The following is a 22,213-nucleotide window of genomic DNA, read 5'->3' on the forward strand; positions in this document are numbered from 1 at the left end:
CGATGCTCAGATCGTCACATGGCTGAAGGTGGCAGGAATGACAATGATGCATCAATTCCAGCCAGACGCCACGCTCGCCCATCTGACAAGGTAGCCGCGCTCGCCTCGCGCTTACTTGCGGACCGTAACGCCTTCGTCAATCGTGCCGTACATCGTGATGCTGCCCGTGCCCGCACCCGAACTCGAGCCGGAACCGCTCTGCGCGCACGCGCTGAACAGCAAAACCGCGGCAGCGGCGGCAAAAAGACATTTCATGACAACGTGTTCCCGCAAAGACAGGGTTCGATTCTAGCCTGGCGGGTCAGCACAACGCCAAAGCGGCTCCGTGGCGACATCGAAACACCGAAATACCGACCGGCCAAAGCACCGACGCCCGCACAAGCCCTCGCTGCCTGCCGGATTTTCGTAGCCACCGCATTCGACGATTCACGCTAAGCTGAAACATCGAATACGACAGCCAGATACAGTGGACTGCATGGCGCCCTGCCCGCGCCACCAACCGGAGACGCCTCATGCCCACCGCCTTCACGGACGAACAGAACCACTTCCCCGGCTTGAGCCGAATTGGCGCGCTGCTCGCCGACCCCGGCCGCGCCGCGATGCTGTGGTCGCTGATGGACGGCAGCGCCCGCCCGGCGGGTGAGCTGACAATGATCGCCGGACTCTCGCCGTCGGCGGCCAGCGCGCATCTGGCGCGTCTGACTGACGGCGGTTTGCTCGCGCTCGAAGTACGCGGCCGGCATCGCTATTTCCGGATCGCCTCGCCGGATATCGCCGCGTCCATCGAAGCGCTCGCCAACGTCGCGCAGGTCAGCGCGCCGCAACGAGCCGTGCCGCGTCCGGTACGCACTGTGCCGGTCGACATGCGCTACGCCCGCACCTGCTACGACCATATGGCCGGCGAACTGTCGGTGCGGGTGTTCGAGCGGCTGGTTGGGCGCGGCCTGCTGACGCTGCACGGCTCGTCGCTCGAAGCCACTGCCGACGGAGCCGCCCGTTTCGCCGAGTGGGGCATCGACCTGTCCGCCCAGAAGAGCCGCCGGCGCCGCTTCGCCTGCACCTGTCCCGACTGGAGCGAGCGGCGTCCGCACCTGGGCGGCGCGCTCGGGGCCGCGCTGCTCGAGTCGTGGTCGGCGCATGGCTGGGTCGAGCGCACCGAGCGACCCCGGATCTTGCGCATCACCCCGGCAGGCCACCGCCATTTCGACACGTTTCTGGCTGCTTGAGCCACTCCTAACTGATTGACGCGATTACAGAATTTGCGCAATCAGCTTACGAAAAGCCTTATCGAGACCCGTATCGAGACCTTTTGTTACACGCTCGTGAGGGAGCCTTACAAAAGTGCGGGCCTTGAAACAAAGCGTACGGGTAGAGTGACTCTCACGGATGCAGCACAATGCGCGTCCGTCGGAGATAAATCATGAGAACAGTGGCCACACCCCAACAATCGAAACGCCGGATCACCGGCTACACGCTGATCGCCGCCGCGGCTTTCCTGTTCGCGGCGCAAGCCACCTTTGCACAGGAAGCCGAACAGGCGCCGCCGGGGGCTGCGTCGCAGAGCGCCGATCCACCCGGGCGTGTTGCGCGTCTGAACTACACGGCCGGCGCCGTGACCACCGAGCCGGCCGGCGCAACCGACTGGTCGTACGCACAGATCAATCGCCCGCTCACCACCGGCGATCAGTTGTGGAACGATCAGAATGCGCGCTCCGAACTTCACATCGGGTCGACGGCAGTGCGCCTCGGCCAGTCCACCAGCCTCGACATCCTCAATCTCGACGACAACAGCGCGCAACTGAAGGTCGCGCAGGGCACGTTGTCGGCACGCGTGCGCGAACTGGCGCCGGGCTCGTCCTATGAAATCGACACGCCGAATCTGGCGCTCGGCCTGAACGGCCCCGGAGACTATCGCGTCGACGTCGCGCCGGACGGCAGCAGCACCACCGTCACCGTGCGCAGCGGCAGTGCAACCGTGTACGGCGACAGCGGCCAGGTGCCGGTCGCGGCCGGCCAGCAGATCCGCTTTGCCGGCACCAACCTGCAACAGGTCGCCGACAACGGCACGCCCGGCCTCGATGGCTTCGATCAATGGGCGGCGAGCCGCGACGCCGCGGAAGACCGCTCGGTGTCGGCGCGCTATGTGTCGCGCGACATCCCCGGCTATCAGGACCTCGACGCCAACGGTACGTGGCGCAGCAGCCCGCAGTACGGTGAAGTGTGGGTGCCGCGCGCGACCCCGGCCGGCTGGGCGCCTTACCACGACGGTCACTGGGTATGGCAAGCGCCGTGGGGCTGGACGTGGGTCGACGACGCGCCGTGGGGCTTCGCGCCTTACCACTACGGCCGCTGGGCTTACGTCGACGACTCGTGGGCGTGGGTGCCGGGACCGGTCGTGGTCAGCGAGCCGCCCGTCTATGCGCCCGCGCTGGTTGCCTTCGTGGGCGGTGGTGGCGGCGGGGTCGATTGGGGGGTGAGTCTGGCGATCGGCGGCGCAGTCGCGGCCGGCGTCGCGTGGTTCCCGCTGGGCCCGGGCGAACCATGGCACCCGCACTGGGGCGACCACGATCATTGGAGTCCGGGTTACTACAACCGCGTCAACAACACGACGGTCGTCAACAACTACAACCGTAACGTGACGAATGTGAATGTGACCAACATTCACAATACGTACATCAACTATCGCGCGCCAGGCGGCGTGACCGCGGTGCCGGCGACGGCCTTCGTGCATGGTCAGTCGGTCGGTCGCTTCGCGCAGAAGGTCGATCCGCAGCAATGGCGCAACGCGCAGATCAATCCGGGCGGTCCGGGAATCGCGCCGGTCAAGGAAAGCTTCGGTCCGGGCCTGCGTAACGCGAACTACCGTCCGCCGGCCGGCGTGATGGCGCGTCCGGTGGTCGCGACGCGCAGTCCGGCTGTGCCGGCGGCCTACCACGACAGTCTCGCGCAACGCTTCGCGCAGAGCGGCGGACGGGTGCCGGGCGCGGGCGAGCCAATCGTGCGAACCTCGGTGCCGGCTCACATGACGAGCGCTCCGGGGGCGATGCCGGCGCAGAACGTTCGGGTCGTGCAGTCGCATATGGCCGGACGGACGCCGGGCGCGGCGCCGGGTGCGCCGGGAATGCCGGGTGGGCCTAATGGCATGCAGCAGGCGGGGCAGCGGCCGGGCGAAGCGCCGGTCAACGGTCAATCGCAGCGTGGCGGCGAACCGCAAGCGCGGCCAGGCATGCCGCCGCAAATGGCCAACGTGCGCCCGCAGCCCAGCGGGGCAGATCATCCGTCGAATGGCGTGCCGCGTCCGCCGCAAGCGAACGGCGGCAATCCGAACGCTTACGCGCAGCAGCACGGCGCGCCGGCCCAAGGGGGCCAGCAACCGGGCGCGGAAGGACGGCACGAGCCTGCATGGACGCAACCGCACACGCCGATGGCCCAGCAGGCACAGCAACGTGGCGCCCCGCAGGAACAGGTTCGTCCAGGGGTTCGTCCGGAGCAGCAACAACAGGCTCAGCGCCAGCCTGAAGCGCAGCCGCAGCGCACGCCTGAAGTACGGGGACAGTCGCAGGAACCCCGTCCGCAGGCGGCGCAGGAGGCGCAGCAGCAACCGCGTCAGGAGTTCCGTCCGCAGCCGCAACAGGAGCAACAGCCACGTCCTCAACCGCAACCTCAGCAGGTGCAGCAGCCGCGCCCTCAACCGCAACCTCAGCAGGTGCAGCAGCCGCGCCCTCAACCGCAACCGCAGCAGGTGCAGCAGCCGCGTCCTCAACCGCAACCTCAGCAGGTGCAGCAGCCGCGCCCTCAACCGCAACCTCAGCAGGTGCAGCAGCCGCGCCCGGAACCGCGTCCGCAGCAGGTACAGCAGCCACGCCCTGAACCGCGTCCGCAGCAGGTACAGCAACCGCGTCCTCAACCGCAACCTCAGCAGGCGCAGCAACCGCGTCCTCAACCGCAACCTCAGCAGGCGCAGCAACCGCGTCCTCAACCGCAACCGCAGCGTGCGGAACAGCCGCGTCCCCAGCCGCAACCGCAGCACGCCGAGCAGCATTCGGGCGGCGGCAATCGTGACGAGCATCACAAAAGCTGAAGCTGACGCACCCAGCTGGATTAGCTGACAACCTGACGGTCAGACGCCGGCAAGAAAAAACCCCCGCGATGCGAATCGCGGGGGTTTTTCTTTGAGCATTCGAGCGTCTGGGCAGGCTGCAAGCAGACGCTCAGACCGCCTTCAGACCGCCATCGGCGCTGTGAGCGGCTCGTGATGCCGGTAGCCGACCAGCGAGAAATCAGACGGCTCGATCTTCTCGAGCCATTCCGGCTCGTACACCCCGGTTTTCGCATAGTCCGGCACACGGTCCGAGATCGCGAAGGCGGGGCTTTCGTACGGTTCGCGCGTGAGCTGTTGCTGCAGCATGTCGAGCTGGTTCTCGTAGATGTGCGCGTCGCCGATAAAGTAGGTGAACCAGCGCGGTGTATAACCCGTCAGCCGGCCGACCAGATGCAGCAACGCCGCGCCTTCGGTCAGATTGAACGGCGTGCCAAGGCCGACATCGTTGCTGCGAATGTACAAACAGAGCGAAATTTCACGGCGCGCGACATTCGGCAGGAACTGATAAAGCAGGTGGCAAGCCGGCAGTGCGATCTGGTCCAGCACGGCGGGGTTCCAGGCATGAAACAAAATTCGCCGGTCGGCAGGGTTCTGCATGATCGTGTCGAGACACTGCCGCAACTGGTCGATCGCTTTATACAGCAGCACTTTGCGGCTGCCCTCTTCCTCGAATTCCGTCACCACCCGGAAACCACGCGCCGTGGCGTCGGCCAGTTGCGCGCCGGCGTCCGCGTCCAGCACCTTATAGGCCGGCCACTGGCGCCACTGCACGCCGTACACGTCGCCGAGGTCGTCGGGACCCTGACGATACGGATTGGCGAGCCATTGCGGATTCTGATTGGCGTTCGCGTCCCACACCTTGCAGCCGAGATCGCGAAAATCCGCGGCGCTGCGCGAAGCGCGCAGAAAGCCGACCAGCTCGCCCACCGCCGACTTGAACGCCAGTTTTTTCGTGGTAACTGCGGGAAAGCCCTGCTGGAGGTCGAAGCGCAACATCGCGCCGGGCATGCTGATCGTGCGGATGCCGGTGCGGTTCTCCTGCCACGTGCCGGTGTCGAGAATCGTGCGGACGAGGTCGAGGTATTGTTTCATGCGGGTTCCTTCGACGCGGCGCGCCCCTGGGAAAGGGGCATGCGCCACGGAGATTGAGCGGAAAACCCGATTTTAACAAGCGTAGCCGGGCGACGCCCGGTCGAGGCGCGCCCGCGGAGAAAATATCGGTGCGAAAGCCCGTCAGAGATGCGGCACCGAGGCCGGCAACTCGCCGTGCGGCGCGACCAGCGGTTCGCCTTCCATATGGCGCATACCGTGTGAGCACAGCAGGCGATACAGCGTCACGCGCGAAATGCCGAGTTCCTGGGCGGCGTCGCCGAGACGGCCGCGATGACGCAGCAGCGCGAGTTCGATAGCCTGGCGTTCGGCCGCTTCGCGCGCCTGCGCGAGCGAGACCGGCACGATCTCCACATACTCGGCCAACTCGAGGTCACGGGCCGTGATCGCGCGCCCTTCCGACATCACGATGGCGCGCCGCACGCGATTGATCAACTCGCGCACGTTGCCCGGCCAGCCGTAGTTATGCAGCGCCGCGATGGCGTCGGGCGCGAAACCGCGCAGACGGCGGCTTGCATCTTTCTTGAAACGTTCCAGCATGTGCCGCGCAAGCAGTTCGATATCCTTACCACGTGCGCGCAACGGCGGTTCGTCGATTTGCAGCACGCACAGACGGTGATACAGGTCGGAGCGGAACCGCCCTTCGATCATCGCAGCGGTCATGTCCACGTGCGTTGCCGAGATGATGCGCACGTCGACGTCGACCGAACCGTGACCGCCGAGCCGCTCCACCTTGCGTTCCTGCAGGAAGCGCAGCAGGCTCGCCTGGCTTTCGAGCGGCAGATCGCCGATTTCGTCGAGAAACAGCGTGCCGCCGTTGGCCGCCTCCACGCGGCCGATCTTGCGCTGATTGGCGCCGGTAAACGCACCGCGCTCATAGCCGAACAGTTCGGATTGCAGCAAATGCGGGGGAATCGCACCGCAGTTGATCGGCACAAAAGGCGCATTGCGGCGTGCTGAGCGTTCGTGGATCGCGACCGCGGTCAGTTCCTTGCCGGTGCCCGATTCGCCTGAAATAAACACCGGCGCGTCGGTCATCGCCACTTTGCGGATCGAACGGAACAGCGCGAGCATCGCGTCGCACGAACCGACCATTTCGCCTTCGGCGCCTTGCGAACCGTCGTTCGATGCCGGCTCGCCGAGCGAGATCATGCCGTAGGCGTGACCGACCGAATCGACGATCCTGTCGCCCGAGGAAGGCACCGTTACATAGTCGAAACAATAGTCCCGCACGAGCCGGCGCAGGGCCGCGTCCTGCAATTGTCCGGGGGTGGTCGCCGCGACCCAGCCGACGTTCGGCATGGTCAGGCAAGACTCGAAGGCGGCAATTTCGTGCGGCTGAAAATCACTGGACAAATCAAGCAGGCCGCCCGCCGCCATTCCGGCGCGAACGGCACGGCGAACATCGCGCGCCGATCCCACGACCTCGACATGCCAGCCGCGCTGATGGAAACGCGTATTCAGTTCCGCGCTCGGATCGCGTGAAACGTAAATCAGTTGCCGCGTTGCGGGTTCCATTATTCAGATCCTCTCGTCAACGAACGTTAAGGATGACGCACGCACCTGAACTGCGGTTCAGACACGCTGACTCGTTCGGGATTCGCGATTTAGCAAAAACCGAACGGCCATTCCATTCCGTGCGGACAGCTGATCCCCAAGAAAGCGGCGTGTGTGTTTGAGACGGCCCGTTAGCGGGCTTTTTTAAATCTGAAGCTGTTTTCGAGAGCTTACTATACGCGCGCCACTTGGAAAACAATTATGCGAATTTAATCGGAGACTCCTTGCCCAGCAAGGCCAAGCGGGCAATAGAGAGTTATTCAGCTTATGAATAAAAGCATTGTGGAAGCGCTTTTCCTGGCGTTCACCCCAAGGTACCCCATACCGTCCGATTTAACGAATTACAGGTATTTTATGCCTGCCGTTTCAGCGCTGAAACGTTTTTGTACGATTTCTTACCTGTTACTCCTCGGTATGCGGGTCACATCCAGATGCACCAATGGATTGCGACTCATGGCACACGTTTCGCTAAATGCTGTGCACCAAGGAGACACATCATGCGACTCGTTTTCCGCATCGACCTGAGCAGCATTGCACCTTGCGCCGCACTATGCGCCGCCGCGGTGACCTTGACCGTGCTGTCCGCTGGCGTCAATGCACAGGAATCCGCACTCCCTCAGTCCGCCACGATGGCCGAAACCGCCGATGCCGGTTCCGCCACCCTCGCGAGCTCGACGCTCGCAGCGGTGGCCTCGCCGACTACGACGGTCACGACGGCCACCCCGGCCACAGATACGGCGAACGTCGCCACGATGGACAACACCGCCGCCCGCACGGACGACAGCACCACGTCGCACAGCGATCTGGCCGGCAACGCGCTGAGCATTCCCGCCGAGACCGCGTCCGTGAACGATCTCGTGCTGGACGACCAGGCGCTGTCCCGTCAGCGCGGCGGCTTCGGCGGCATGTTGATGGTCTCCACCACGCCGCAGCTGATGCGCGGCTTCAACAACGGCGGCAACGGCGTGACGCTGTGGGACGAAATCGCCCCGCCGTCGCAGTTGCCGGTCCCCGTCGACGTCGCCCGCTCCGCGCAAGGCAATGTCACGAGCTACCAGAGAAATTAGCACGACGACCTGCTCGCTGCTCAAGACCGCACCGACCGATCGTTCGCCCGCAAGGAACTGACATGAACGCCTCAACCCAGAAGCCGAGTGGCCGCCGCCCGTGCGCGGCCCTGCTGTCCGCGCTGCTCGGCGTGCTCGCTGCCGGCGCCGTGACGAGTGCCGCCGCGCAGCAGTTGACCCAGCCGGGCAACCTGGTCGTCGAGCGTGACATCACGCCGCGCGATGCGTTCGTGCCGGTGCCGAAGAGCCAGGACCCGATCGCCGTCCAGGTTCAAACCTTCCCGAGGCAGACCTTCGATGCCGCGATCGGCACGATGGCAAGCGATCTCGACCTGAATGGCGCACACGGCACCACCGGCATCTCCAGCAACGGCTTCATGCCGTCCCTGGTCGGCGCCAACGGCATCGAACACATGCTGGCGGGCAACAACAACGTCCCGGTCGGCGCGGTCGCCAGCTTCGGCGGCGCAGGTGGAATCGGCAGCTCGGTCGCCCAGTCGGTCAGCAGTGCACTCGCCCCCTTGGGCGCCGCTCTAGGAGCTATGAAATGACAACCTCACGCGCACCGGCCAGGCGCTTTCCGTCACGCAAACAGTCGCGCTGGCCCCTGCTCGCCTGGGCATTGCTCGGCTGTGCGAGCTTCGCAGTCCATGCCCAGACGCTACCGGCCCAGATCGACGCGGAGTCGCTGATCGGCAAAGGCGCGGTCAACGGCGCCGCGGGGGTCATCTCCATCAACGAGACCTCCGGCCTCGATAACGCACAAGCGAATCAAGGCGTGTTCACCAACGGATCCACGCCTATCAACCTGATCGGCAGCTTGCAGAGCGCGGACACGAACGCCCGGACGGCGGGCGCGAAGAGCACGATCGGCAGCAATGCATTTTCAAACACCTCTGGCCTTATCGAAGTGAATCAGTCGGCGGGTGTAGGGAATCTCCAGCGGAACAGCGCCTTGATCGGCTCTGGACCGGTTGGAGCGGAGATCGTAGCGGATGGGGTGCTATCCGCTACGACCGCCAAGGGCGGAGGTCTGGGAAGGTCTGGCGACAACCACGACGCACGCGAGGTGTCCATCGGTCAGGACGCGCTCAAGAACGTCAGTGGAATCGTCCAGATCAACCAGACAGCCGGCTCAGGTAACGTCAGTTCAAACAGTTTTGTGCTCCGTCCCCCGGCGGGCACCTTTTTCTAACGAGCCACACTCTTTTTCGGAGCGTCATCATGAAGCGCACTCTCATTGCAGCGGCTGTCCTTTCGACGATGGCAGCAACTTCGGCTTACGCGGAAGGATGCACGGCCGGCTGCGACCCAGCTGAGCTCTTTACGGCAACGAACGTCTACACCGACATCGGCGAATTCGGCTTCATTACGCTGCGCGGACACGTCGACGTGTCGAGCAGTTCCGGCGCCACGGTCAACAACACGCAGAACGTCAACATCGGTGGCGTCGACATGAAGACCCCGCCGCAGAGCTACACCAGCGGCAAGGTGACCACGACGATCGATACGACCAAGTCCTGGTTCAACGGCAGCGGCGGCGGCTCGAACTTCGCTGTTCATGCGTCGTACAGTGCGGGCTCGTTTGCTGAAGGCTCGCAAGAGCAATCGGCTGCGGCTTATGCACAAGGCCAGAGCTTCAGCGAAAGCAGTGGCTTCAAGCAAGGCTATCAAGCCTCGTATGCCGGCGGCAATCACCTCAACACCCACAACAGTGCGAACGGCTATCTGGCAGCCGGCTTCATCGCCGGCATCGGCGGCGGCAATGGCGTGATCTTCGGCGGGGTCGCGGCAGGTTTCGCCGCTGCGCTGAACACGCATTCCTCGGATAACTACGGCGGCTACTTCGCCGAGCAGTCTTCGGGCCACCAGTCCGCATGGGGACAAGAACATTCGTCCGGCTACTTCGCCCAGGCCGCGGAACAAAGCGCCTCCGGCTACTACAAGGCCAGCCACGTCTCCGCGAGCGCCAACGCATGGGGCTGGAGCGCGCATGACAGCATCAGCGCGGGCACCGTGAACGTCTACGGCAGCATCACCGAGCACATCAACACCGAAAAACCGACGGTGATGTCTGCCTCGATCGGCGACGGCGCACTGAAAGGCGCAAACGGCAACATCGGCGTCAACATGGCCACTGGTGTCGACAACGCGCAATCCAATGACGCCGCTCTGTCCAACATGGACGTCGGCCCCGTATTCGGCACTGCGCAGATCTACTCGACGCAGGCGTCGACGGGCAAGGCGAAGATCGGCGACTTCAACTTTACCGCCAGCGTCGGCGCAGACGTGCTGAAGGGCGCGATGGGCAACATCGGGGTGAACGTGGCGTCGGGTGTCGGCAACGTGCAAAACAACAGCCTCGCCGCCTCGGCCACCACGGATAGCAGCAGCGGCGGCATGGGCTGGGGTCATAACAAAGGCGGGAAGGACGGCGGCGAAGTCATCGCCACCGACCAGAACTGCCAAACCGCAGATGCAGGCGTCAAAGGCAACTTCACCGGCTCGTCGATGCTCGGCAGCGGCGCTCTCGCCGGCGCCAACGGCAACATCGGTGTGAACATCGCTTCGGGTGTAGGCAACCTGCAACACAACGGCCTTGCAGTCGCCAGCGTGTCGCATCAGTAACTAAAGCAGCTGCATCACAGGAAGACACCGGTCAGCCTTTGCTGGCCGGCCGTCTCCGCAGGGGGGACACAACCATGTTCGGGGTGAGCAGGGTAACGCGTGGTTTTTTTCCGGCACTCTTCGCCGGACTCGTGCTATCGCAGACGGGTCATGCGCAGAGTGCCCTTTCCATGAACGCTGCTGCGGGCGTGCCGTTCGACATGAACGTGCGCTCGATCCGCGAGCTTCGCTACAACCACATCGTTTCGCAGCGTTACGACTACAGCTGCGGCTCGGCCGCTCTCGCCACGTTGCTGAAGTACGGCTACGGCATCGACATTCCCGAAACCGAAATGATCCAACGCATGATGGTGTTTTCGACACCAGAGGTGGTGGTCAAGAACGGTTTCTCGATGCTCGACATGAAGAAGTTCGTCGAAACGATCGGCCTGCGCGGCCGTGGTTTTCGCGTCACCTCTGAAGCGCTCTATCACCTGCAGATTCCTGTGCTCGTGCTGATGAACAGCGACGGCTACGAGCACTTCGTGATCGTCAAGCATGCGGAAGACAGCCGCGTCTTCATTGCGGATCCCGCACTCGGCAACCGCATCGTCATGGAAGACGACTTCGTCAAGAAATGGAACGGTCTCGTATTCGCGGTCGTCGGCAAGCCATTCATGGAGGATTCTCCGCTCTTGCAAGGCAACGAGTCGCTCGCACTAAAGCTGCGCGAACGTGCGCTGGAAAACGGTACGGCTGCGACTCCCTTTGTTGAATACGGTTTGATCAAGGCAGAGTTGTTCTGACTCATCATGGACCGAAATTTACTCACCATAGGCTGTGCGTTGTGTTTCACAACGTGCGGCCTTGCATCAGCCGCGCACGCTGCCGAGCAGACTTCGACAGCGTTTGAGGACGTCGGCGCCCTCAAGATTCAACCTGTCGACGACGCCATCCTCGCCAACCAGACCGGCAAAGGCCTTGCCGGGGACATCATTTCGGGCGTCGTCGTCGATCTGCTGTCGCAATGGCAGTTGCCCAACGGCGCAACCGCGGTCGCCTCGGGCGCGCTCTCCGTCGTCACCAACAAGCTAAACCAGGCGAGCGTCCAGTTCAATTCGTCGGCCGCTGTGACCGACCCGACCGGCAACTCGGGCAGCGGCGCCAACCGCAACGCCAGCGCGAGCGGCGGGCAGAACGTCAACGTCAATGGCGTCTCGCAGATCACTCAGGTGGCCGGCAACGGCAACCTCGGCACCAACCAGGCGGTGATCGATTTCAACGCCTCGCCTGCCAGTCTGACGGGCGGGTCCTATAACAACGCAACCTCGGCCGCCGCAAGCAATGCGAACGGCTCGGTGAAAGCCTCCGTCAGTCTCGCCAACGGCGGAATTTCGGTTTCGCTGCAAACGCCGAGCGGTATCGCCACCCAAACCGTCGCGCCGTCCAGTGCGCAACAGGCCGGCATGATCGCCCAACTCTTACAGATCGCAGGCAATAACCAGCAAGTCGCCAATCAGTTGCAACTGCATTTGCAGACGCAGCAGATGTCGGCCTCGATGCTGCGCCAGATTGGCGTCCTACAAGCCCTGCAGAACAGCGTAAGGAGATAACACGGGCCGCCACCCGGCTGGAAAGGAGACCGAAGTACCAAAACGACCGCGCGATGCACAAAGAGACATGCGACGCGCAGTCAGAATACCGGGGGAACAAAAATGATCAGATTCTCAAAGACCGGTGCACCGCACATAGCGTTGGCGGCTATTCCAGCCGCCGTCATGCTGTTTGCGCTATCGCAGGGGGCCAGCGCACAGGCGCTCGCCGATCAATCGGTTGAAGAACGGCTGAACACGCTCATGCGCGTCGTCAGCGAGCAGCAAAAGCAGATCATCTCACTCGAACGGCAGGTCACGAATCTCGAGATGGCGCAGCGCGGCCGCGGCGCGCCGGGTTACGGTGAGCCGGCCGGCAACGCCGCGGTTGCCGAGCAACCCGGCGCGGACGGCCTGCCTGTGCCGTTGCCGCCGCTTGCTCAGGTTAATCCGGGCACACCCGCGCCGGGCGGCGCCACGGGCACCGCGACCGGCGTGCCGGTCACACCGCCGGTACCTGAAGGCAGCAGCGGGGGCGGCCTGCCGGCAGCGACCGACGGCAGCGGCGCGGTCGGCCAGACGCAGAAGGCCGCGCAACCGGTGCGCACCCAATCGGAAGACGCCGTGGTGCAAAGCCAGCAGCACACGCCGCTGTTCGAGCACAAGCTGACCATGGATTGGGGCATCAACGATACCTACTACGACCGCCGTCAGTTGCAGCTGTCCGGCTTCCTCGCACTCGATGCGATTTTCCTCGGCAACATCAACCTCGGCGAAACCAAGTCGCACCAGGTGATGGCCGACCTCGACACGCGCTACGGTCTGACCGACCGCATCAGCGTCGACGTCGACGTGCCCTACATCTACCGGCATAGCAACTTCATCGTCGGCGGAGCCGGCGGAGCGGCGAATTCGGTTTCGGATGCCTCGGCGAATTCGAGCGACATCGGCGACGTCAACTTCGGGATCTACTACCAGTTCCTGAAGGAAACCAACAATCTGCCGGACCTGGTCGGCAGCCTGCGCATCAAGGCGCCGACCGGCTCGTCGCCGTTCGGCATCAAGCTGGCGCAGGTCGACGCCAACAACACCAACCTCGTCGCCCCCACCAAGCTGCCCACCGGCACCGGCTTCTGGAACATCACGGCGGGCCTGTCGGTGTTGAAGACCTACGATCCGGTCGTGCTGTTCGGCAGCGTGTCGTACACCTACAACATCGCCCGCTCGTTCTCGGACATCTCGTCGGTCATCGGCCAGACCGAACCGGCGACGGTCAAGATCGGCGACGTCGTGCAGTTCGGCGGCGGCGTGGCACTGGCGTTTTCCGACAAGGACTCGGCCAGCATCTCATACACCATGGCGCTGGAACCCGAGTCGCAGACCAAGGCGCCAGGCGGGACTTATTCGAAGGTGCCGGGCAGCGAGACCACCGCCGCTGCACTGACCTTCGGCTTGAATCACGTAGTGAACAAGCACTTGACGATCAACGGTTCGGTATCGGTCGGCCTCACGCCCGACACGCCGAACTTCGTGATCGGCGTGCGCTTTCCCTACACTTTTTGACGTGCCAACGATACGAGGTTGATCGTGCGCGAATCACCCCATCTGAGCAGCGTTACACCGCCCTCCGGCGCTCATCTGTCGATTGCCCGTGCGCCGGATATTCCTGTGACACGCGCAACGGACGTCCTCGTGGGACGGCCGCCGGAAGTCTCCCTGGCGCGTCCACACGAGGCTGCGACGGGATGCCTGCACACGCCCTCCGGCGCCGCGAAAGAGACCGGTCTGCCTCGCGCGAGGGCCGAACGGGTGCTGCTGTACGTCGCGCGCACGCCGGACGAGACGCTGACGGCCCATCTGAAGAGCCGCGGCTGGCACGTGCTGGTAGCCCGCTCGGCGCATGAGGTCGCGCGCCTGCTCAAGCCCGACGTGGTATGCGCCGGCATCGTCGACCTGGCCAGCTTCTCGTCGCGCGATCTTGGCGGCCTCGAGGCAAGCCTGCGGCAACAGCAGATCGGCTGGATTGCGCTCGCCACTGCGGAACGTCTCACCGACGCCAACGTGCGGCGCCTGATCCGTCACTACTGCTTCGACTACGTCAAGACGCCGGTGGCCAACGCCACGATCGACTACCTCGCGAGTCATGCATTCGGTATGGTGACGTTGTGCGATGCCGATGAGATCCCGCTTGCCGCGCCCGCAGCCGACGACGAAGAAGAGATGGTCGGCACCTGCGAAGCGATGCAGCAGCTTTTCCGCACCATCCGCAAAGTCGCCAATACCGACGCCAGCGTGTTCATCTCGGGTGAATCCGGCACCGGCAAGGAACTCACCGCGCTGGCGATCCACGAACGCTCGGCGCGCCGCAAGGCACCGTTCGTCGCCATCAACTGCGGCGCGATTCCGCATCATCTGTTGCAATCCGAACTATTCGGTTACGAACGCGGCGCGTTTACCGGCGCGAACCAGCGCAAGATCGGCCGGGTCGAGGCCGCGGACGGCGGCACCCTGCTGCTCGACGAAATCGGCGACCTGCCGATGGAAAGCCAGGCAAGCCTCCTGCGCTTTTTGCAGGAAGGCAAGATCGACCGGCTCGGCGGCCGCGAATCGATCCCGGTGGATGTGCGAATCATCTCGGCGACCCACGTGGATCTCGAGATCGCGATGCGCGACGGACGGTTCCGCGCCGACCTGTTCCACCGCCTGTGCGTGCTGCGCGTCGACGAGCCGCCGCTGCGCGCTCGCGGCAAGGACATCGAGATTCTCGCGCATCACATCATGCACAAGTTCAAGACCGACAGCGCGCGCAAGATCCGCGGCTTTACGCCGTCGGCGATCGAGGCAATGTACAACTACAACTGGCCCGGCAATGTGCGCGAGCTGATCAACCGGGTGCGCCGCGCGATCGTGATGGCGGAAAACAAGCTGATTTCCGCCGAGGACCTCGACCTCGCGCAATTCACCGAGCAGGAGACCATGAGCCTCTCGCAGGCGCGCGACGCCGCCGAGAAGCGCGCGATCGAAGCGGCGCTGCTGCGGCATCGTCATCGGCTGAACGAGGCAGCGATCGATCTGAATATTTCGCGCGTCACGTTGTACCGGCTGATGGGTCAGCACGGGCTGCGGGATCTGAGCGCGGCCGACGAGAAGGCGTCGTTTGAACCCGGCACCGCAGACGAGCCGGCGCACGAATGACGGGCGCGAGGCGCTCCGCCATGCTGGCGCCACTGCTCCGCCACAAAGAAAGCGTGAACCGGCCGGGCTCGCGCCAGCGGAGCCGCACGCCCGGACTCCGAGCCGGCTTGCGTAGCGATGCCGTCTTGCGCCTCAGGTAGAATCGTCCTGGTTACGTTCCCCCTTTCCATTCGATGACGACGCTCACCCTGATCGTCGCTCGCGCCAATAACGGCGTGATCGGCCGCGACAACCAGTTGCCCTGGCGACTTCCCGAAGACCTCGCGTTCTTCAAGCGCACCACGATGGGCGCACCCATCATCATGGGCCGCAAGACGCACGAATCGATCGGCCGGCCGTTGCCGGGACGCCGCAACATTGTCGTGACACGGGATGCGGCACGGCGCTTTCAGGGCTGCGACGCGGCCACCACGCTCGAGGACGCGCTCAAGCTCGCCGCGCAGGATCAGGCGCCGGAAGCGTTTCTGATCGGCGGCGCGCAGTTGTATGCCGAAGGTTTGCGTCAGGCCGACAAGCTGATCGTCACCGAGATTTCCGCCGACTTCGAAGGCGATGCCACGTTCCCCGAACTCGATGAAAACGAGTGGGAGGAAGTCGCGCATGAAACGCATCGCGCGCACGCGCCGAATGACTTCGATTATGCGTTTGTAACGTATAAACGTAAGAGCATTTGAAGGTGGTGCACTGCGCCTGACTGGCAGTTCGCGCTTCTCTGACCCGGCTTCGCGCTTTCGTCAATCGCCGCCAGTCGACACGCACATAAAAAAACGCCACGCAGTCGCCTGCGTGGCGTTTCTGTTTGCAGCCCGGTGGTGCAGCTGGATTGTTCAGCCGGGTTGTACCTCAGGGTTGTGCAGCCGGCCGGCGAACGATCCGCTGCCGCTTTGGGTGTCGCTTGACCGAGCCGCTTACTGCCCCGCGATGGTCATCCGTTCGATCAGCACCGAGCCCGTTTCCTTCGTACCGCGCGTAATCGTATCCGCGCCGATCGCGACGATATGGCGGAACATCTCCTGCAAGGTGCTCGCCACGGTGATTTCCTCGACCGGATACTGGATCTTGCCGTTCTCGACCCAGAAGCCCGACGCGCCGCGCGAATAGTCGCCGGTCACGTAGTTGACGCCCTGCCCCATCAGTTCGGTCAGCAACAGGCCCGTGCCGAGCTTCTTCAGCATTGCCTCGAAGTCGTCTTCCGGACGCGTCTTCGAGCTGCGCAGCGACAGATTGTGCGAGCCGCCCGCGTTGCCGGTGGTCTGCATGCCGAGCTTGCGCGCCGAGTAGGTGGACAGGAAATAGCCTTCCACCACGCCGTCCTTCACCACCGAACGTTGTTTCGTGCGCACGCCTTCTTCGTCGAACGGCGCGCTGCCCATGGCACGCGCGACGTGCGGATCTTCGACCACCTGGACGTGCGGCGCGAACACCGGCTTGCCGAGGCTGTCGACGAGGAACGAGGTCTTGCGGTACAGCGCGCCGCCGCTCGTGGCCTGAACGAACGCACCGAGAATGCCGGCGGCGAGCGGCGCTTCGAACAGCACCGGCACCTTGCGCGTGTCGAGCCCGCGTGCGCCGATGCGCGACAGCGCCCGTTGCGCGGCGTAGCGGCCCACCGCTTCCGGATCGGCGAGGTCTGCCGCGCTGCGGGTCGACGTGTACCAGTCGTCGCGCTGCATGTTGCGCGCGCTGCCGGCGATCGGCGCGCAGGCGATGTAGTGACGCGAGTACGGATAGCCGGCGAGGAAGCCGCGCGAGGTGGCCAGCACGAATTGCGAGTGCTGCGCCGAGACGCTCGCGCCTTCCGAGTTCTTGATCTGCGGATCGGTGGCGAACGCGGCGTCTTCCGAGCGGCGGGCGATTTCCACCGCTTCGTCGGCCGACAGATTCCACGGGTGATACAGATCGAGATCGCGCGGGGCGGTTTCGAGCAATTCTGCTTCGGCGAGACCCGCGCAGTCGTCTTCGGCCGTGAAACGGGCGATGTTGTACGCCGCCGCGACCGTGTCCTTCAAAGCCTGCGACGAAAAATCCGAGGTGCTCGCGTTGCCGCGCTTGTTACCGATGAACACCGTCACGCCGACCATCTTGTCGCGGTTGTGTTCGATCGTCTCGACTTCGCCGCGCCGCACGGAAACGGACAGGCCGTCGCCTTCGGAGATTTCGGTCGCCGCGTCGGTGCCGCCGAGCGACTTCGCGTGACGAAGGATGTCCGAGGCGATTTCCTTCAGTTCATCCTGGGTATGCGGAAAAAAGCGCTGCTTGACGTCCATGTCTGCTGCCATTGTCGTTGCCGTCCTGTTCGGGGCCGAGCGGCCCTGTGTGTTCGCCCATGCCACGCACCTGCGCTTGCAATTTACGCGCGCCATTTGCGTGCTCATCCGCGTGCTTGTTTGCGTGCTTATTTGCGTGGTCACGCATCCCGCGATCATAGCAAGGTAAGCGAAGCTGCACCTGGCATTCGCTGCGCCCGCCCGATGAGCCTGTTGGCCGAATATATTGCCGCCTCGGCAATGCCTGCCTCCGCGGCCGCCCCGACCGGCATCGCTGCGCCCGCCAAAGCCGGCGAGCGCACTTGTGCGCAGCAGCACGGCGGGTTCAGTGTGCGCGGCACGCTACAATATCGGTATGACACGCAAAACCCGCATTCAACCCATCGAATCCGCCGAGCCGGAAGTCGACGAGAACGGCTACGACCGTCCCAGCAAGTCCCAGCTCAAGCGCGAAATGCACGAGCTGCAGGAACTGGGCTCGGCGCTGATCGCCCTGCCGAAAGACGCGCTCAAGCGCATGCCGATGCCCGAAAAGCTCGACGACGCCGTGCGCGAAGCCCGCCGCATCACCGATCACGAAGGCAAGCGCCGCCAGGTGCAGTATGTCGGACGCGTGATGCGCTCGCTGCTGGACGAGGAAACCGCCGCCCTGCGCACCGCGCTCGACACCTACAACGGCGTCAACAAGGCGGAAACGGCCAAGCTGCACTGGATCGAGCGCACCCGCGAGAAACTGCTCGCCGACGACGCCGCGCTGACCGAATTCATCCGCCAGCACCCGAACGCCGACCCGCAGCAGGGCCGCACGCTGATTCGCAATGCCCGCAAGGAAGCGCAGCAAAACAAGCCGCCGCGCTATTTCCGCGAGCTGTTCCAGTGGATCAAGAACGCCGACGGCCCGTCCGCTGCCACAGATGCCGATGCAGAAGACAGCCAGGAAGACGACGATGACGACCGCGACGCGTAATCTGGCGCGGGCGCATCCGGACGAGATCGTGATCGGCCTCGTGTCGATCAGCGATCGCGCGTCCAGTGGCGTGTATGAGGACAAAGGCATTCCGGCGCTGCAGGCATGGCTCGGCGACGCCCTGACTTCGCCGTTTCAAGTGGTTACGCGCCTGATTCAGGACGACGCGCCCACCATTTCCGCCACGCTGATCGAACTGGTCGACGAAGTGGGTTGCGATCTGGTGCTGACCACCGGCGGCACTGGCCCAGCGCGCCGCGACGTGACGCCGGAAGCGACTTTGGCGGTGGCAACGAAGGAAATGCCAGGTTTCGGCGAGCAGATGCGGCAGATCAGCTTGAATTTCGTGCCGACCGCGATTCTGTCGCGCCAGGTGGCGGTGGTCCGCGAAACCGCGGGGCACGCGGCGTTGATCATCAACCTGCCCGGGCAGCCGAAGTCGATCAAGGAAACGCTGGAAGGTTTGCGTGACGCAGACGCCGGCGGCGCGGTCAAGGTGCCGGGGATATTCGCCGCGGTGCCTTACTGCATCGATCTGATCGGCGGCCCGTATGTGGAAACGAACGCCCAGGTGGTGAAGGCGTTCCGGCCGAAGAACGCGCAGCGCGCGCCTCGGCAGGGTTGAGGTCGAAGCTGACGCGGCGCTGTGTTATTGCATCGTCAGTCAGCATCGCCGAAGCCGCGGCAGCGTGACCTCCATCGCCGCAGTCCCCGGAGCCGCGGCGGTTTTACTCCGCAGGCGCTTCCGGCACCTGCGAGGCCGCCGGAATCAGGAAGTGCTCACGGTAATACTTCAGCTCGTCGATCGATTCATGGATGTCGGCCAGCGCCGTGTGCATGGCGCGTTTCTGGAAACCCTTGTAGATCGCCGGCTGCCAGCGGCGGCACAGCTCCTTCAGCGTGCTGACGTCGAGATTGCGGTAGTGAAAGAAGCGCTCCAGATCCGGCATCCAGCGCGCCATGAAGCGGCGGTCCTGGCAGATCGAGTTGCCGCACATCGGCGATTTGCCCGGCGGGACATAAGCGCTGAGAAAGTCGCGAATCTGTTCCGTGGCGTCGGCTTCGCTCACCGTCGACGCCTTCACGCGGTCGATCAAGCCCGAGCGCCCATGCGTGTTCTGGTTCCACTGGTCCATTTTGGCGAGCGTCTCGTCGCTCTGATGAATCGCCAGCACCGGCCCTTCCACCAGACGGTCAAGCGTCGAATTCGTCACCACCACCGCGATTTCGATGATGCGGTCGGTGTCCGGCTCGAGCCCGGTCATTTCCATGTCCAGCCAGACGAGATTCATGTCGCTGCGCACGAGCGTCGGCTCTTCGGAGGGGGCGAGGATGTCAGTCATGAAGGCAACCCTGATGGCCGGGCAGACGGCTTCTCCGGAAGCACGCCTGGCGCGGCGATTGTTCGTATGAGATTGATTTGGGCCGGCTCGCGCCAGCCTGGTCCCGGTTTGAGCCGGGTTTGAGCTTGTCTTCCCGCCGCCAGGCGGGAAGAAACATATAATTCTCGCATAGATACCACGGAATCCCCGGATGCCCACCCTGTACTTCACCGTTCTGTTCGTCGTCGCCGTCGTGGCGATGGTCGGCACCAAGCTGTGGCTCGCGTCGCGCCAGATCCGCTTCGTCGCCGGCCATCGCGGGCAGGTGCCGAGCCAGTTTGCCGCTACCATCGCGCTCACCGCGCACCAGCGCGCCGCGGACTACACCGTCGAACGCACACGCCTCACCATGATCGAGATCGTCGTCGGCGCGGCCGTGCTGATTGGGCTGACGCTGCTGGGCGGTGTGCAGACGCTCGATCTGGCCATCTCCGACTGGCTCGGCCGCGGCTACGCCGGCCAGATCGCGCTGGTCGCGGCCGTGATCGCGATCACCGGCGTGATCGATCTGCCGTTCGAGTACTACCGGCAATTCGTGGTCGAGCAGCGCTTCGGCTTCAACCGCATGAGCAAGGGCATTTTCTTTCTCGACCGTCTCAAGGGCGTCCTGCTGGGCGCGGCGTTCGGCCTGCCGCTGCTGTTCGTCGTGCTGTGGCTGATGAACCAGGCGGGCAGCCTGTGGTGGCTGTGGGCATGGGTCGTCTGGGTCGCGTTCCAGTTGCTCGTGCTGATTCTGTATCCGTCGTTTATCGCGCCGCTCTTCAACAAGTTCGAGCCGCTCAAGGACGAAGCGCTGAAAAGCCGCATCGAAGCATTGATGCAGCGCTGCGGTTTCGCCGCCAAGGGCTTGTTCGTCATGGACGGCAGCCGCCGTTCGGCGCACGGCAACGCGTATTTCACCGGCTTCGGCGCCGCCAAGCGGATCGTGTTCTTCGACACGCTGCTTGCACGCCTGTCCGGCAACGAGATCGAAGCGGTGCTCGCGCACGAACTCGGCCACTTCAAGCGCCGTCACGTGATCAAGCGGATGGTCGTCATGTTCGCGATCAGCCTCGTGATGCTCGCCCTGCTCGGCTGGCTGACGCAATGTGTGTGGTTCTACGAAGGACTGGGCGTGCGGCCCTCGCTGATCGGCGGCAATAGCGGCCTCGCGCTGGTGCTGTTCTTCCTCGCGCTGCCGGTGTTCCTGTTCTTCGTCACGCCGCTCGGCAGCCTCAGTTCGCGCAAGCATGAGTTCGAGGCCGACGCCTTCGCCGCGACGCAAACCGATGCGCAAGACCTCGTCAACGCGCTCGTCAAGCTGTATGAGGACAATGCATCGACCCTGACGCCCGATCCGCTCTACACCGCGTTCTATTACTCGCATCCGCCGGCGTCGCAGCGGATCGACCGCCTGCTGCGGCACGCATGAGCGGCCGCTCCCCGAAGGCGCCGCGCGCGCTGTCGAGCGCGCGCGTAGGCGGCCTGGTGATCGCCGCCCATGGGCGGCACTACCTGGTCGCGCCGGAAGACGGCAGCCCGATGCTTCAGTGCTTCCCGCGCGGCAAGCGCAGCGAAGTGGCGGTCGGTGATCGCGTCATCTACGAACCGACTTCGGCGGATCAGGGCGTGATCGTCGAGATCGGCGAGCGGCGCAATCTGCTATATCGCTCGGATCAGTACAAGTCGAAACTCTTTGCCGCGAACCTCGATCAGTTACTGATCGTGCTCGCCACCGAACCGCATTTCAGCGAAGACCTGCTCGGCCGCGCGCTGGTCGCCGCCGAGGCAAACGAGCTGAAACCGCTGATCGTGCTGAACAAGATCGACGTGACCGGCGCGCTGGCAGGTGCGCGCAAACGGCTCGAATCGTATCGCGCGCTCGGCTACACCGTGGTCGAAGTGTCGATCAAGACGCAGCCTGACGCCGCGCGTGCCGCTCTGATCGAGCATCTGCAAGGTCATTCGACGCTGCTGCTCGGCCAGTCGGGCATGGGGAAGTCGACGTTGGTCAATCTGCTGATTCCGAATGCCGAGGTCGCGACGCGCGAGATCTCGACCGCGTTGAACAGCGGCCGGCATACCACCACGTTCACGCGGCTCTACCCTTTGCCTGGTGCCGACGGCGGCGCGTTGATCGATTCGCCGGGCTTCCAGGAATTCGGCCTGCATCACCTGACCGAAGGCCGGCTCGAACGCGCGTTCCCCGAGTTCCGGCCGTTGCTGCCGAACTGCCGCTTCTACAACTGTCATCACTTGCAGGAGCCGGGCTGCGCGATTCTCGAAGCGGTCGCCGACGGCGGCGTCCGGCGCGAACGGCATGCCCTGTATGCGCAACTGGTGCACGAGGCCAGCCAGATCGTGCGCTGACGCGGGTCATCCTTCACA

General features: G+C 64.2%; 20 protein-coding genes. 15 read left to right on the forward strand and 5 right to left on the reverse strand.

Translation table 11 applies throughout. From position 1 onward, the window contains the following. Nucleotides 1–111: 111 nt before the first annotated feature. On the reverse strand, nt 112–255 hold the full coding sequence (locus tag DSC91_RS37895; protein ID WP_167470518.1) for a hypothetical protein: 144 nt from the start codon (nt 253–255) through the stop codon (nt 112–114). Between the two features lie 257 nt (nt 256–512). Between DSC91_RS37895 and DSC91_RS20840 the strand changes: the two genes are divergently transcribed. Together DSC91_RS20840 and DSC91_RS20845 are read left to right on the forward strand one after the other, a co-directional pair. Further along, on the forward strand, nt 513–1,226 hold the full coding sequence (locus tag DSC91_RS20840) for an ArsR/SmtB family transcription factor (protein WP_115780660.1): 714 nt from the start codon (nt 513–515) through the stop codon (nt 1,224–1,226). Nucleotides 1,227–1,420: 194 nt separating this feature from the next. Then, nucleotides 1,421–4,081 carry a DUF6600 domain-containing protein gene (locus DSC91_RS20845; protein ID WP_115780661.1) on the forward strand — a complete coding sequence of 887 codons (2,661 nt, stop codon included), beginning with the start codon at nt 1,421–1,423 and terminating at the stop codon, nt 4,079–4,081. A gap of 141 nt (nt 4,082–4,222) precedes the next feature. Here the strand turns inward: DSC91_RS20845 and DSC91_RS20850 are convergent, their stop codons facing one another. Further along, complete coding sequence (locus DSC91_RS20850) at nt 4,223–5,194, reverse strand: thymidylate synthase (protein WP_115780662.1); 972 nt, start codon at nt 5,192–5,194, stop codon at nt 4,223–4,225. A gap of 141 nt (nt 5,195–5,335) precedes the next feature. Then, on the reverse strand, nt 5,336–6,730 hold the full coding sequence (locus tag DSC91_RS20855) for a sigma-54 dependent transcriptional regulator (protein WP_115780663.1): 1,395 nt from the start codon (nt 6,728–6,730) through the stop codon (nt 5,336–5,338). 536 nt (nt 6,731–7,266) lie between these two features. On the opposite strand from DSC91_RS20855, the gene DSC91_RS20860 reads away from it, so the two are divergent. From DSC91_RS20860 to DSC91_RS20900, 9 genes are all read left to right on the forward strand, one after another. After that, the gene (locus DSC91_RS20860; RefSeq protein WP_115780664.1) at nt 7,267–7,836 is read left to right on the forward strand and encodes a hypothetical protein; all 570 of its coding nucleotides are present in this window, start codon (nt 7,267–7,269) and stop codon (nt 7,834–7,836) included. Nucleotides 7,837–7,898: 62 nt separating this feature from the next. Further along, nucleotides 7,899–8,387 (forward strand): hypothetical protein, encoded by a 489-nt coding sequence (locus tag DSC91_RS20865; protein WP_115780665.1) that lies wholly within the window; start codon nt 7,899–7,901, stop codon nt 8,385–8,387. Beyond that, nucleotides 8,384–9,031, forward strand: coding sequence for a hypothetical protein (locus DSC91_RS20870; RefSeq protein ID WP_115780666.1), 648 nt, complete (start codon nt 8,384–8,386; stop codon nt 9,029–9,031). The genes DSC91_RS20865 and DSC91_RS20870 overlap by 4 nt, the downstream gene beginning before the upstream one ends. 29 nt (nt 9,032–9,060) lie before the next feature. Continuing rightward, nucleotides 9,061–10,464, forward strand: a complete 1,404-nt coding sequence (locus DSC91_RS20875) for a hypothetical protein (RefSeq protein WP_115780667.1) — start codon at nt 9,061–9,063, stop codon at nt 10,462–10,464. A gap of 74 nt (nt 10,465–10,538) precedes the next feature. After that, nucleotides 10,539–11,249: a C39 family peptidase gene (locus DSC91_RS20880; protein WP_115780668.1), complete on the forward strand. Its 711-nt coding sequence runs from the start codon at nt 10,539–10,541 to the stop codon at nt 11,247–11,249. A 6-nt stretch (nt 11,250–11,255) separates the two neighbouring features. Beyond that, nucleotides 11,256–12,056 carry a peptidase C39 gene (locus tag DSC91_RS20885; protein WP_115780669.1) on the forward strand — a complete coding sequence of 267 codons (801 nt, stop codon included), beginning with the start codon at nt 11,256–11,258 and terminating at the stop codon, nt 12,054–12,056. 102 nt (nt 12,057–12,158) lie between these two features. Beyond that, the gene (locus DSC91_RS20890) at nt 12,159–13,598 is read left to right on the forward strand and encodes a hypothetical protein (RefSeq protein ID WP_115780670.1); all 1,440 of its coding nucleotides are present in this window, start codon (nt 12,159–12,161) and stop codon (nt 13,596–13,598) included. A gap of 24 nt (nt 13,599–13,622) precedes the next feature. After that, complete coding sequence (locus DSC91_RS20895; RefSeq protein WP_229758042.1) at nt 13,623–15,230, forward strand: sigma-54 dependent transcriptional regulator; 1,608 nt, start codon at nt 13,623–13,625, stop codon at nt 15,228–15,230. Nucleotides 15,231–15,403: 173 nt separating this feature from the next. Further along, nucleotides 15,404–15,904: a dihydrofolate reductase gene (locus tag DSC91_RS20900; protein WP_115780671.1), complete on the forward strand. Its 501-nt coding sequence runs from the start codon at nt 15,404–15,406 to the stop codon at nt 15,902–15,904. Nucleotides 15,905–16,138: 234 nt separating this feature from the next. On the opposite strand, the gene pmbA is transcribed toward DSC91_RS20900, so the two are convergent. Next, on the reverse strand, nt 16,139–17,509 hold the full coding sequence (gene pmbA, locus DSC91_RS20905; protein WP_115780672.1) for a metalloprotease PmbA: 1,371 nt from the start codon (nt 17,507–17,509) through the stop codon (nt 16,139–16,141). Between the two features lie 343 nt (nt 17,510–17,852). Here pmbA and yjgA point away from each other — a divergent pair, with 343 nt between their 5' ends. Together yjgA and mog are read left to right on the forward strand one after the other, a co-directional pair. After that, nucleotides 17,853–18,464: a ribosome biogenesis factor YjgA gene (gene yjgA, locus DSC91_RS20910; RefSeq protein ID WP_115783404.1), complete on the forward strand. Its 612-nt coding sequence runs from the start codon at nt 17,853–17,855 to the stop codon at nt 18,462–18,464. Next, nucleotides 18,445–19,089 carry a molybdopterin adenylyltransferase gene (mog, locus tag DSC91_RS20915; protein ID WP_115780673.1) on the forward strand — a complete coding sequence of 215 codons (645 nt, stop codon included), beginning with the start codon at nt 18,445–18,447 and terminating at the stop codon, nt 19,087–19,089. Before yjgA ends, mog begins: the two co-directional genes overlap by 20 nt. Before the next feature lie 103 nt (nt 19,090–19,192). Here the strand turns inward: mog and orn are convergent, their stop codons facing one another. Then, the gene (gene orn / locus DSC91_RS20920) at nt 19,193–19,807 is read right to left on the reverse strand and encodes an oligoribonuclease (protein WP_115780674.1); all 615 of its coding nucleotides are present in this window, start codon (nt 19,805–19,807) and stop codon (nt 19,193–19,195) included. Nucleotides 19,808–19,997: 190 nt separating this feature from the next. Between orn and DSC91_RS20925 the strand changes: the two genes are divergently transcribed. Beyond that, complete coding sequence (locus DSC91_RS20925) at nt 19,998–21,257, forward strand: M48 family metallopeptidase (protein WP_115780675.1); 1,260 nt, start codon at nt 19,998–20,000, stop codon at nt 21,255–21,257. Beyond that, a complete protein-coding gene (gene rsgA / locus DSC91_RS20930) occupies nt 21,254–22,195 on the forward strand; it encodes a ribosome small subunit-dependent GTPase A (RefSeq protein ID WP_115780676.1) in 942 nt (313 codons plus the stop codon). The genes DSC91_RS20925 and rsgA overlap by 4 nt, the downstream gene beginning before the upstream one ends. Nucleotides 22,196–22,213 lie beyond the last annotated feature (18 nt).

This window comes from Paraburkholderia caffeinilytica (assembly GCF_003368325.1).
In the GTDB taxonomy this organism is placed as follows: Bacteria; Pseudomonadota; Gammaproteobacteria; order Burkholderiales; family Burkholderiaceae; genus Paraburkholderia; species Paraburkholderia caffeinilytica.

Bases quoted from the DNA above. Each gene is read 5' to 3' on its own strand.
- DSC91_RS37895 (WP_167470518.1), bottom strand. From the start codon at position 255: ATGAAATGTCTTTTTGCCGCCGCTGCCGCGGTTTTGCTGTTCAGCGCG.
- DSC91_RS20840 (WP_115780660.1), top strand. From the start codon at position 513: ATGCCCACCGCCTTCACGGACGAACAGAACCACTTCCCCGGCTTGAGC.
- DSC91_RS20845 (WP_115780661.1), top strand. From the start codon at position 1,421: ATGAGAACAGTGGCCACACCCCAACAATCGAAACGCCGGATCACCGGC.
- DSC91_RS20850 (WP_115780662.1), bottom strand. From the start codon at position 5,194: ATGAAACAATACCTCGACCTCGTCCGCACGATTCTCGACACCGGCACG.
- DSC91_RS20855 (WP_115780663.1), bottom strand. From the start codon at position 6,730: ATGGAACCCGCAACGCGGCAACTGATTTACGTTTCACGCGATCCGAGC.
- DSC91_RS20860 (WP_115780664.1), top strand. From the start codon at position 7,267: ATGCGACTCGTTTTCCGCATCGACCTGAGCAGCATTGCACCTTGCGCC.
- DSC91_RS20865 (WP_115780665.1), top strand. From the start codon at position 7,899: ATGAACGCCTCAACCCAGAAGCCGAGTGGCCGCCGCCCGTGCGCGGCC.
- DSC91_RS20870 (WP_115780666.1), top strand. From the start codon at position 8,384: ATGACAACCTCACGCGCACCGGCCAGGCGCTTTCCGTCACGCAAACAG.
- DSC91_RS20875 (WP_115780667.1), top strand. From the start codon at position 9,061: ATGAAGCGCACTCTCATTGCAGCGGCTGTCCTTTCGACGATGGCAGCA.
- DSC91_RS20880 (WP_115780668.1), top strand. From the start codon at position 10,539: ATGTTCGGGGTGAGCAGGGTAACGCGTGGTTTTTTTCCGGCACTCTTC.
- DSC91_RS20885 (WP_115780669.1), top strand. From the start codon at position 11,256: ATGGACCGAAATTTACTCACCATAGGCTGTGCGTTGTGTTTCACAACG.
- DSC91_RS20890 (WP_115780670.1), top strand. From the start codon at position 12,159: ATGATCAGATTCTCAAAGACCGGTGCACCGCACATAGCGTTGGCGGCT.
- DSC91_RS20900 (WP_115780671.1), top strand. From the start codon at position 15,404: ATGACGACGCTCACCCTGATCGTCGCTCGCGCCAATAACGGCGTGATC.
- pmbA (WP_115780672.1), bottom strand. From the start codon at position 17,509: ATGGCAGCAGACATGGACGTCAAGCAGCGCTTTTTTCCGCATACCCAG.
- yjgA (WP_115783404.1), top strand. From the start codon at position 17,853: ATGACACGCAAAACCCGCATTCAACCCATCGAATCCGCCGAGCCGGAA.
- mog (WP_115780673.1), top strand. From the start codon at position 18,445: ATGACGACCGCGACGCGTAATCTGGCGCGGGCGCATCCGGACGAGATC.
- orn (WP_115780674.1), bottom strand. From the start codon at position 19,807: ATGACTGACATCCTCGCCCCCTCCGAAGAGCCGACGCTCGTGCGCAGC.
- DSC91_RS20925 (WP_115780675.1), top strand. From the start codon at position 19,998: ATGCCCACCCTGTACTTCACCGTTCTGTTCGTCGTCGCCGTCGTGGCG.
- rsgA (WP_115780676.1), top strand. From the start codon at position 21,254: ATGAGCGGCCGCTCCCCGAAGGCGCCGCGCGCGCTGTCGAGCGCGCGC.